Genomic DNA, 10,502 nt, shown 5'->3' on the forward strand with positions numbered 1-10,502 from the left:
GGTCGGCCAGCACCCCCCGTCGAGTGGCCACTTCCGCACGTCCCCCCGAACCAAACTGGCCACTCGACCTGAGAGGTCGGCCAGCACATCCCGTCGAGTGGTCACTCCCGCACGCCCGCCCCCCGTCGAGTGGCCACTTCCGCACGCCCCCGGGACGGAACCCGGCGTGGGCATACGGCAAGACTCAGTCGTCCGAGCTTGTCTCCGAGTGTGGCGCACCGACGAGCTTGGACTCCGGTGATCCCCGCTCGCGCAGGTAGATCGCGAAGACGGCCATGCTGCCGATGGCGAGCAGCTCGGACTGCCAGTTCTGCAGTGTGCGCGTCCAGAAGTCGGGCGAGCCGAGGTAGGCCAGGAAGTCCTGGGGAGCAAGCAGGTCGCGCATCCGCTCCTCGTTGTTGGCGACACGGCCGGCCACCGCCTGCGCCCCCCAGGACAGCACGAAGATGACCGCCATGATGGTCACGAGGGAGTGCGAGTAGACGGCGGTCCGCCAGCCGCCGGCCTTGACCCAGCGCGGCGAGTCGGCCCGCGCGAAGGCACCAACCCGCTGCTTCTCGTCCGACTCGCGGCCCGACTCGCCGGGCTTCTTCGACTCGGAGGAGCCGCGCTGCACGAGCCAGACCGTGAGCAGGATGTAGAGCGTGAACTGGAGGTACTCGGACTGCCAGTTCTCGGCCACGTCGACGGCGAAGCGCGACGAGGTGATGAAGCGCAGGAACGAGATCTCCTGCAGCGAGGCTGTGCGCGCCTGCTCGTTGTACTCCAGGAGCCCCCAGACCGCCTGGGCGACCAAGGTGGCGAGGAGCATCAACCCGAAGACGATGGAGAGGGAGTTGTCGCGCAGCGGCCGGCGGCGGTCGTCACTCATCGCTGCAGCCCTCCGATGACGAAGAAGTAGAGCAGCCCCACGAAGATGAAGCCGACGTAGGCCCAGAACATCACGCGCATCTCAGCTCCCCTTGACCGGGCAGGAATACGGCCTGGAGTCGTCGGTCGTCAGCCGCTTGCAGCCCGCGGCGGTCACCTTCCACCCGACGTCGAACCGGGCCAGGAAGATCGTCTGGCTCGCCGTCACGACTCGCGCCGAGTCGCCCGCCACGTCGACGCCGGTGACCCGCCCCGCCTCGGGGAGGTCCTCGTCGGGCAGGGCCTTGGCGCAGTCGCTCTTGGCGCTCTCCTCGAGCTCCTGCTTCGTCTGCGGGGCGAGCAGCAGGCAGGCCCGCTCCGGCGACCGGGACGTCAAGGTGGCGAAGCGAGTTGCCGCCGCCGACGCTGAGTCGGCCTCCGGCGACGAGCACGCCGACACCGCGCCGAGCGCGAGCAACGCCGCCAGGACTGGGACTCGGGCACGACGGCTCGTGCACTGGGAGCGCATGAAGGTCCTCTCTAGCGGGTGGCCGTCACCCCAGACGTGCCGCTCGGCGTCGCGGCCTCGTGGGTTCCGCGTCGACCATACCCAAGCCGGCGCAGCGCAACCGGGAGGACGCGGCATACGCCGCCGGCCAGCCGCCTCGCGTCGGCTGCCCTCGGGACAAAAGTCAGCGGCCCGTGCCGCCGTAGACGATCGCCTCGCCCTCGGTGGAGTCGAGCCCGAAGGCGGTGTGGACGGCGCGCACAGCGTCGTCGAGCTGGTCGGCGCGGGTCACCGCCGAGACGCGGATCTCGGAGGTCGAGATCATCTCGATGTTGATCCCGGCATCCGCGAGCGCCTTGAAGAACTTGGCCGACACGCCCGGGTGCGACTTCATCCCGGCGCCGACGAGAGCGATCTTGCCGATGTTGTCGTCGAGGAGGATGTCCTGGTACTCCACGTCGTGCTTGATCCCCTGCAGCACCTGCATGCCCTTGGCACCGTCGCCCTGCGGCAGGGTGAAGGAGATGTCGGTCTTGGCCGTCTCGGCGACGGAGACGTTCTGCACGATCATGTCGATGTTGAGCCCGGCGTCGGCGATGGCGCCGAAGATCCGTGCCGCCACGCCGACCTTGTCGGGGACGCCGACGATCGTGATCTTGGCCTCGCTGCGGTCGTGGGCGATGCCGGTGATGATCGGAGCTTCCACAGCGCCTTCTCCTTCGTAGGGGTTGTCCTTGATCCACGTGCCCTCACGCTGGGACCACGAGGAGCGCACGTGGATCGGAATGCCGTAACGGCGGGCGTACTCGACGCAACGCAGGTGCAGGATCTTCGAGCCGTTGGCGGCGAGGTCGAGCATCTCCTCCATCGCCAGGACGTCGAGCTTGCGGGCGCTCGGCAGGATCCGGGGGTCGGCCGTGAAGACACCGTCGACGTCCGTGTAGATCTCGCACACGTCGGCGCCGAGCGCGGCGGCGAGCGCCACCGCGGTCGTGTCCGAGCCGCCGCGGCCGAGCGTCGTGATGTCCTTCGTCGTCTGGCTGACGCCCTGGAAGCCGGCGACGATGGCGACGTGCCCGGCCGCGAGCGCGTCCTCGATCCGGCCCGGCGTGACATCGATGATGCGCGCCGCGCCGTGTGCCGCGTCGGTGATGACGCCGGCCTGCGACCCGGTGAAGGACCGCGCCTCCACGCCGTGCTGCGCGATGGCCATCGCGACGAGCGCCATCGAGATCCGCTCGCCCGACGTGAGGAGCATGTCGAGCTCGCGGGCCGGGGGGGTCGGGGTGACCTGCTCGGCGAGGTCGAGCAGCTCGTCCGTCGTGTCGCCCATCGCGGAGACGACGACGCACACGGAGTGGCCGGCCTGCCGGGTTTCCACGATCCGCCGCGCGACGCGCTTGATGCTCTCGGCGTCGGCGACGGACGAGCCGCCGTACTTCTGGACGACGATGCTCACACTGGCTCCCGGGTCTGGTGGTGCGGACAGGCGATCTTACCGAGCAGCCGTGCAGGGTCTCCTCGCGGGCCCAGGCCTGTCGTCGGGGGCGCGGGCTGCGCTTCCGGGCCGGGCCTGGCGGCATACGAGCAGCTTGCGCCCAAGAGCGCAGCCTCGTGCCGGAAAGAGCGGCCCGGCGGCAGGTCAGGGGTGGAGGGCGTCGAACTCGGCGTCGGCGACGGCCTCCTCGTCAGCGTCGAGGCGCAGGTGCGACAGGATCGACTGGATGACCCGCAGCGCCGCCGAGGCCCGGTCCCCCCACGAGGACAGGTAGCTGAACTGCCACCACCAGAGGGCCTCGCCGTGCCGGCCGGCCGCGTAGTGCTTGAGCCCGTGCGTGAGTGCCAGGGCGATGTCGGCGAGGTCGCCCGAGAGCGAGCCGGCGGTCAGCTCCGCGGAGGTGAGCGGGTCGACGACGTCGGCATACTCGTCGATCCCGGCAAAGACGTTGGCGAGCCCGTCCCGCAGCGGGTCGGCGTCGTCGTCGGGCCCCGGGTCGGCCTCGAACCGCTCCTCCGGCACGACGTCCTGGATGGCGCCGAGCCGGGCTCCCGCGACGAGGATCTGCGACAGGGCGAGCGTGAGCACCGGGATCGCCGTGTCCGGGGACGCGCCCGAGGCGACCTCGGTCACCGTCGTGAGGTAGGCGCTCGCCTCCTGCGCGGTGAGGGCGGCGACGCCGCCGAGGTCGTCGACTGCGCTCGTGACCTCGCCCGACATGTTCCACTCCTCATCCGCCGTATGCCGTGTGCCCTGGCCGGGCAGCCACGCCGGTGCCCGGTTTGGGCGCCCGCGCCCAGTGTGCCGGTCGAGCCTTCAGGCGTCGACCCTGCGTCTGCCCTCGAAGGCCCGCCCCAAGGTCACCTCGTCGGCATACTCCAGGTCCCCCCCGACGGGCAGCCCGGACGCGAGCCTGGTCACCGTCAGGCCGACGTCCCGCAGCAGCCGCGACAGGTAGGTGGCGGTCGCCTCCCCCTCGAGGTTGGGGTCGGTCGCGAGGATGACCTCGTCGACCTCGCCCGAGGCCAGCCGCGTCATGAGCTCACGGACCCGCAGGTCGTCGGGGCCGACCCCGTCGATGGGGCTGATGGCGCCGCCGAGGACGTGGTAGGTGCCGCGGAACTCCCGGGTGCGCTCGATGGCCACGACGTCCTTGGGCTCCTCGACGACGCAGATCTTGCTGCGGTCCCGGCGGGGATCGGCGCAGATCCGGCACTTCTGCGCCTCGGCGACGTTGCCGCACTCGTCACAGAAGCGGACCTTGGACTTGACCTCCGTGAGGGCGGCCACCAGGCGGGTCACGTCCTCCTGGTCCGCCTGCAGCAGGTGGAAGGCGATCCGCTGGGCACTCTTCGGACCAACTCCGGGAAGCCGCCCGAGCTCGTCGATCAGGTCTTGGACCGCGCCTTCATACACCCCGCCACCCTAAGCCCGCGGCACCATGCCCGGGTCACCGGACCACCGCTGCTCGATCCGCCCGAACCGCCACACGAGCAGGGCGAGTGCCCACGTGACGACGAAGAGTCCGACGATCCAGAAGCCGACGTCCCCGAGGTCGACGGAGCCGAGCGCCGCCAACGCTCCGGTCGTGACGCCGAGCTGCTCGGTGAGGATCGAGGCGACCTCGATGCCGCCGACGCCGAGAGCGACCGCGACCGACAGCCCCGTGATCGTGATGTTGTAGTAGATGGTGCGGACCGGCTTGGCGAACGCCCAGCCGTAGGCGACGTTCATGAACGACCCGTCGATCGTGTCGAGGAGCGACATGCCTGCGGCGAAGAGGACGGGCAGGGTGAGCACGGCATACCACGGCAGGTGGGCCGCGGACGCCCCGCCCGCGATGACGAGCAGGCCCACCTCGGTCACCGTGTCGAACCCGAGCCCGAAGAGCAGGCCGATGGGGTACATGTGCCAGGCCTTCGTCACGGTGCGGGTCACCCGGCCGAGGATCCGGCTGAGCAGGCCTCGTCGGGACAGCTGCCGCTCGAGCTCCGCCTCGTCGACGTGGCCCGAGCGCAGGCGCCGCAGGACCCGCAGGATCCCGGCGAGCGCCGCGAGGTTGAGCGCACCGACGAGGAGCAGGAACACTGCCGAGACCGAGGTGCCCCAGAGGGCCGTCGTGCGCTGCAGGGTGGAGCCCTCGTCCTGGAGGGCGCCGGCCACCGCCCGGACCCCCAGCCCGAGCAGCAGGACCATGGCGAAGACGACGGAGGAGTGCCCCAGGCTGAACCAGAACCCGACGCTGAGCGGTCGCTGGCCGTCCGCCATGAGCTTGCGTGTCGTGTTGTCGATCGCGGCGATGTGGTCGGCGTCGAAGGCGTGGCGCATGCCGAGCGTGTATGCCGTCACCCCGAGACCCACGCCGAAGAGCTGGCCGCCGACGCGGTAGCCCTGGGGCGCCACGACCCAGACGAGCAACCCCCAACCGACGACGTGGAGGAGGACGACGAAGGCCGCCATCCCCGCCAGACTGCGCCGGGCGGGACGGCTCAGCCGGCCGCGAAGCCGGGCCGCAGGCTCCGTGGACACGCTCGTCATGACCCCCACGCTAGATGCGACCCAGTCGCATCTGCAACCGACGCCCATCCGGCTGCGGCTGGGGCCTCCCGGTCCACCGCTCGGCGGGGCTCGGCGGGGCGCCTACCGTGAAGGCATGAGAGAGACCCCCGAAGAGGTCGTGGCCCTGCAGGACCTGCTCGACCGCTCGCATGCGCGCGCCACGGAGCACCTCCGGGCCATCATCACGGCCGAGCGGCGCCTCACCGCCGAGGACGTGGTCGCGCTCATGACCGGCATGAAGGTGCTCAGCCTGGCCACGGTGACCGCCTCGGGCGAGCCGCGGATCAGCGCGGTGGACGGCCACTTCCTGCACGGCACGTGGACCTTCAGCACGAGCGGGTCAGCGGCGAAGGCGAGGCACCTGCGGCAGCGGCCCGCGGTCAGCGTCGCCCACGTCGACAACGAGGAGCTGGCGCTCTTCAGCCACGGGCGGGCCGAGGAGCTGCGTGCCGGCGACCCCGCGCACGAGGAGATGGTCGCCCACTGGACCGCCCACTACGGCCAGTCGCCGCTGGAGTTCGGGCCCGACGTCAGGCTCTACCGGCTGCGGGCCGAGTGGATGGTCGGCTACGCCTGGCAGCGCGCCGAGCTCCTGCGCAGCCGCCACGTCACCGCCTGAGGGTGGAGGCGGCGTCCCGCCGGAGGCGTCATCCGGCCGAGCTGGGGACCTCGTTGTAGACGTCGGCGCGTTCCTGGCCGGTGAGGGCCGCGATGGCGTCCATGACCTCGTCGGTCAGCTGCCGGCGGGCCTTGGCCGCCGGCATCGCGGCGAAGCGCTCCACCCCGATGGGCGGCCCGAAGCGGACCGTGACCTTGGCGAGCTTGGGAAAGCGCGCGCCGATGGGCTGGATGTTCTGCGTGCCGAGCAGGCCCACCGGGACGACGGGCACTCCGGCCGTGAGGGCGAGCCACGCCACGCCGGTGCGTCCTCGGTAGAGCCGGCCGTCCCGCGAACGGGTGCCCTCCGGGTAGATGCCGAAGGCATCCCCGGCACGAAGCACCTCCAGGGCTCGGTCGAGGCTCTCCTGCGCGGCGCGGGACGAGTGCCGGTCGACCGGGATCATCCCGACGGCCTCGAAGAAGCCGGCCCGGATCCGACCGCCCAGCCCACGGCCCTGCCAGTACTCCTCCTTGGCGAGGAAGCGCACCTGGCGAGGCGCGGCGAGCGGAATGGCGAAGGAGTCGATGAACGACAGGTGGTTGCTGGCGAGGATGACGCCTCCGCTGAGCGGCACGTTGTCCTTGCCCTCGATCCGTGGACGGTAGAGCGCGTGCGTCAGCGGGATCAGAGCCGAGCGGCTGACGCGGTAGAACATGGGCACCACTGTAGGGTGACCGGCCGGTGCTCCGGTCGGTCCGCCACGCGGCCCCGGGTCCGGGGCCGGCTGCGGACCGGCGGCCCTCAGTCCTCGGTCTCGGCGACCACCCGCCCGCCGAGAACCTTCTCGATGACAACCCGCCCGACGTCGCCGGGCTGCTCGATGTCCTCGTCGTCGTCGCTCACTGCCGAGTCGTCGGTGAGCTGCCCCACCGGTCGGTCGACGGGCGCGCCTCTCACCTGTCGCGCCTGCCCCAGCGACTGCCGCACGGCGCGTGCGCCGCTGCGGGCCGTGCGACCGTGGTCGGGGGCGCCGTCGGTGGGCACCGCCTCGAGCTTCCCCGGCCGGTCGGGGGCGCCCTGCGGGGTCTGGTCGGGGGCGCCCTGCGGGGCCGGGTCGGGTGCTGGCGCGGTGGCGGGCCGCGCCGCGGTCCCGGACGTGGCCCAGTCGGGGGCCGCGGACGTCACCGCGCCCCACCCCGAGTTCGTCTCGAGCGCCGCGCCCCCCTCCGCGCCGGGCCGGCCCTCGGCACCGCCCGACGACCGCGAAGGCCCCTCGGGTCCGCCGGCGGAGTGGGCCCTCGGTGCGGGGTCGGCCGCGGGTGCCGCCTCAGGAGTGGTGATGCCGTCCACCACGGCGTCGACCCCGAGCTCGTCGATCAGCGCCTGCCGGACGACCTCGGCGTGGTTGCCCTGCCGGAACGCGTTGGTCAGGCCCTGCGTGGACATGCCGAGCGTCAGCGTCCGGCCGTCGTAGGCCAGCACCTGGGCATGCTGCGCCACGAAGGTCCACGTCACCCGGCGCATGCTGGAGATCCGGCCGAGGACGTCCGGCCAGGCCCGGCGGATGGCGTCGGTGTCCATGCCCGCCGACCGGGCGGGCGGGGCCGCGGCGGGGGCGGCGGGCGGGGGTGCGTCAGCCGGCTCGCCGTCGCCCGGTGCACCGTCTCGGATCGGTATGCCGCTCTCCGGCACCGGCCCACTTGCCTCGCTCGCCCCACCCGTCGAGTGGCCACTTCCGTGCACCCCACCCGTCGAGTGGCCACTTGCGTGCGCCCCGTCACGGGACGTCGGTGACGACGCCCCAGGCGAGGCCGACGTGTCCCCCTGGGACGGCGCGGGCGTCGGGCGCGCGGGCGTCGGGCGCGAGGTCGTCGGCACCCCACCCACCTCGAGACGGCGCTCGAGGCGGTCGAGGCGAGCGGCATACCCCTGCTCGCCCGAAGCGGCCGGCAGGAGGATCCGGGCACAGATGAGCTCGAGCTGCAGGCGCGGGGTGGTGGCGCCGGTCATCTCGGTCAGGCCGGTGTTGACGATGTCGGCGGCGCGCGACAGGGCGCCCGGACCGAAGGCGGCCTGTTGCACCTGCATCCGCTCGAGCTGGTCCACGGGCACGCCGCGCAGCACCTGCCCGGCGCCCTCGGGGACGGCCGCGACGATGATGAGGTCACGCAGGCGTTCGAGCAGGTCCTCGACGAAGCGGCGCGGGTCGTGACCGGACTCGATCACCTTGTCGACCTGGCGGAACACCGCGGCGCCGTCGCCGGCCGCGAGCGCGTCGATGGTCGCGTCGAGCAGCTCGCCGTCGGTGAAGCCCAGCAGGGACACGGCGTAGTCGTAGGTCAGCCCCTCGTCGCCCGAACCGGCGATGAGCTGGTCGAGGACGGAGAGCGAGTCCCGCACCGACCCTCCACCCGCCCGCGTGACGAAGCTCAGCACGCCGGGGGCCACCCGGACGCCCTCCTGGTCGCAGAGCTGCTGCAGGTAGTCCCCGAGCCTGGCCGGGGGCACGAGCCGGAAGGGGTAGTGGTGGGTCCGGGACCGGATGGTGCCGATGACCTTCTCCGGCTCGGTCGTCGCGAAGACGAACTTCACGTGCTCCGGCGGCTCCTCGACGATCTTGAGCAGGGCGTTGAAGCCCTGCGAGCTGACCATGTGCGCCTCGTCGATGATGTAGATCTTGTAGCGGCTCTGCGCGGGACCGTAGCTGGCCCGCTCCCGCAGGTCGCGGGCGTCGTCGACGCCGCCGTGGCTCGCCGCGTCGATCTCGATGACGTCGATGCTGCCTGAGCCGCCACGGGAGAGAGCCACGCACGAGGCGCACGTGCCGCACGGGGTCGGCGTGGGGCCCTGCTCGCAGTTGAGGCACCGGGCGAGGATGCGGGCGCTCGTCGTCTTGCCGCACCCTCGCGGCCCGGAGAAGAGATACGCATGGCCGACCCGCCCGGTCCGCAGCGCCTGCACCAGCGGCCCCGTCACGTGCTCCTGGCCGATGACGTCGGCGAAGCTCTCCGGCCGGTAGCGGCGGTACAGGGCGGTGCTCATGCTCGAAACCCTAACCGCCACCTCCGACGACGTATGCCGTCGAGCGGGCCCCCAGGTGCCCTCCCGCGCTGTGGCTCACGGACGGTCGGAGGGCGCCAGCCGGCCCGCGGCTGCGACGCCCTCGCCCGCGGGCTCCCGCACGGCCGGGAGCGCGAGCAGGGCGAGCGCGGCCATCGCGCCGACGACGAGCAGCGACCGCAGCACGCCCACGTGGTCGCCGAGGAAGCCGAGGAGCGGCGGCCCGCCCACGAAGGCGGTGTAGCCGATCGTCGCGACGACGCTCATCCGTGCGGCCGCCCGCCCGGGATCATCGGCGGCGGCGCTCATGCCCACGGGGAAGCCGAGGCTCGCGCCGACGCCCCAGACCGCCGCGCCGACGAACGCGAGCAGGGGACCCCCGAAGACGACCAGGATGCAGCCGAGGGCGGCCGACAGCAGGAGCACCCGCAGCACGGGGACCCGGCCGCGACGGTCGAGCAGCCGGGTGCCGAGCAGCCGTCCGGCCGTCATCGCGGTGAGGAACACCGCGAAGCCGAGCACGCCCGCCCACCGGGGCAGACCGTAGCCGTCGGAGAGGGCCACCCCCACCCAGTCGTTGGCCGTGCCCTCGGTGAAGGCGGCGGCCAGCACGACGAGCCCGACGAGGAGCGTGCGCGGCTCGCGCCAGGCGGCCGAGACGCCGGCCTCGCTCTTGACCGTGGCCCCGTCGTCGTCGACCTGCACCGTGGTGGGGAGGAAGGCCCGCAGAAACCACGGCGTCACGGCGAGGAGCAGGACGGTGACACCGAGCAGGTGCGCGAGCACCGGCACCTCGCGATAGGACAGGGCCGCCCCGACGAGCGCGCCGACGACGGTGCCGCCGCTGAAGGCAGCGTGGAAGTGCGGCATGATGGCCCGCGCGAGCAGGCGTTCCACGGAGGCGCCCTCGAGGTTCATGCCGACGTCGAAGACGCCCGTGCCGAGGCCCACGAGCAGCAGGCCGGCCATGACGAGCACCTGGTTGCCCCAGGCGTCGACGCCGAGCCCCACCATGGCGAAGCCGACGGCCTGGACCACCGCCGCGCCCAGCAGGGAGCGGGCAGCGCCGAGGTGGTGCACGATCCAGCCGGAGAGCGGCAGGCCCACGACCGCGCCGACCGACGCGGCGAGGAGGGTGAGGCCCAGCTCGCCCGCGCTGAGCCCGAGCTGGTGCTTGAGGTCCGGCACGCGGGAGGCGAAGCTGGCGAAGGCGAGACCGTTGAGCGCGAACGCCGTGAAGACGGCGGTGCGTGCGGTCCGCACGACGCGGGTCGGTGGGGCACTGCCGGGGGCGGACACAGCTGCTGACCTTCCGTGGGGTTGCCCCAGACCCTACCTACCTGCTGGGCCGCGGGCCGGGCGTGGGCCGTCCCGCGCAGGCCGGAAGGAGTGAGGCGTCCCGTCAGGCCACGACGCGGTAGCGCATC

10 protein-coding genes are annotated in these 10,502 nt (G+C 72.5%); 1 reads left to right on the forward strand and 9 read right to left on the reverse strand.

Going from position 1 to position 10,502, the window contains the following annotated elements; all coding sequences use genetic code 11:
* Nucleotides 1-184: 184 nt before the first annotated feature.
* From VFJ94_RS16000 to VFJ94_RS16025, 6 genes are all read right to left on the reverse strand, one after another.
* A complete protein-coding gene (locus VFJ94_RS16000) occupies nt 185-871 on the reverse strand; it encodes a DUF6766 family protein (protein ID WP_325005222.1) in 687 nt (228 codons plus the stop codon).
* 81 nt (nt 872-952) lie between these two features.
* On the reverse strand, nt 953-1,246 hold the full coding sequence (locus tag VFJ94_RS16005) for a hypothetical protein (RefSeq protein WP_325005223.1): 294 nt from the start codon (nt 1,244-1,246) through the stop codon (nt 953-955).
* A 295-nt stretch (nt 1,247-1,541) separates the two neighbouring features.
* Nucleotides 1,542-2,816, reverse strand: coding sequence for an aspartate kinase (locus VFJ94_RS16010; protein ID WP_325005224.1), 1,275 nt, complete (start codon nt 2,814-2,816; stop codon nt 1,542-1,544).
* Between the two features lie 183 nt (nt 2,817-2,999).
* Nucleotides 3,000-3,575, reverse strand: coding sequence for a DUF5063 domain-containing protein (locus VFJ94_RS16015; RefSeq protein ID WP_325005225.1), 576 nt, complete (start codon nt 3,573-3,575; stop codon nt 3,000-3,002).
* A 96-nt stretch (nt 3,576-3,671) separates the two neighbouring features.
* Nucleotides 3,672-4,271, reverse strand: a complete 600-nt coding sequence (recR, locus tag VFJ94_RS16020) for a recombination mediator RecR (protein ID WP_325005226.1) — start codon at nt 4,269-4,271, stop codon at nt 3,672-3,674.
* A gap of 9 nt (nt 4,272-4,280) precedes the next feature.
* On the reverse strand, nt 4,281-5,393 hold the full coding sequence (locus tag VFJ94_RS16025) for a HoxN/HupN/NixA family nickel/cobalt transporter (RefSeq protein WP_325005227.1): 1,113 nt from the start codon (nt 5,391-5,393) through the stop codon (nt 4,281-4,283).
* A 115-nt stretch (nt 5,394-5,508) separates the two neighbouring features.
* Between VFJ94_RS16025 and VFJ94_RS16030 the strand changes: the two genes are divergently transcribed.
* Nucleotides 5,509-6,033: a pyridoxamine 5'-phosphate oxidase family protein gene (locus VFJ94_RS16030; protein ID WP_325005228.1), complete on the forward strand. Its 525-nt coding sequence runs from the start codon at nt 5,509-5,511 to the stop codon at nt 6,031-6,033.
* Nucleotides 6,034-6,061: 28 nt separating this feature from the next.
* On the opposite strand, the gene VFJ94_RS16035 is transcribed toward VFJ94_RS16030, so the two are convergent.
* From VFJ94_RS16035 to VFJ94_RS16045, 3 genes are all read right to left on the reverse strand, one after another.
* A complete protein-coding gene (locus VFJ94_RS16035; RefSeq protein WP_325005229.1) occupies nt 6,062-6,730 on the reverse strand; it encodes a lysophospholipid acyltransferase family protein in 669 nt (222 codons plus the stop codon).
* A gap of 86 nt (nt 6,731-6,816) precedes the next feature.
* Nucleotides 6,817-9,057 (reverse strand): DNA polymerase III subunit gamma and tau, encoded by a 2,241-nt coding sequence (locus VFJ94_RS16040; RefSeq protein ID WP_325005230.1) that lies wholly within the window; start codon nt 9,055-9,057, stop codon nt 6,817-6,819.
* Between the two features lie 75 nt (nt 9,058-9,132).
* Nucleotides 9,133-10,374 carry an MFS transporter gene (locus VFJ94_RS16045; protein ID WP_325005231.1) on the reverse strand — a complete coding sequence of 414 codons (1,242 nt, stop codon included), beginning with the start codon at nt 10,372-10,374 and terminating at the stop codon, nt 9,133-9,135.
* Between the last annotated feature and the right edge of the window lie 128 nt (nt 10,375-10,502).

This window comes from Intrasporangium sp., from assembly GCF_035688975.1.
Lineage (GTDB): Bacteria > Actinomycetota > Actinomycetes > Actinomycetales > Dermatophilaceae > CALMNV01.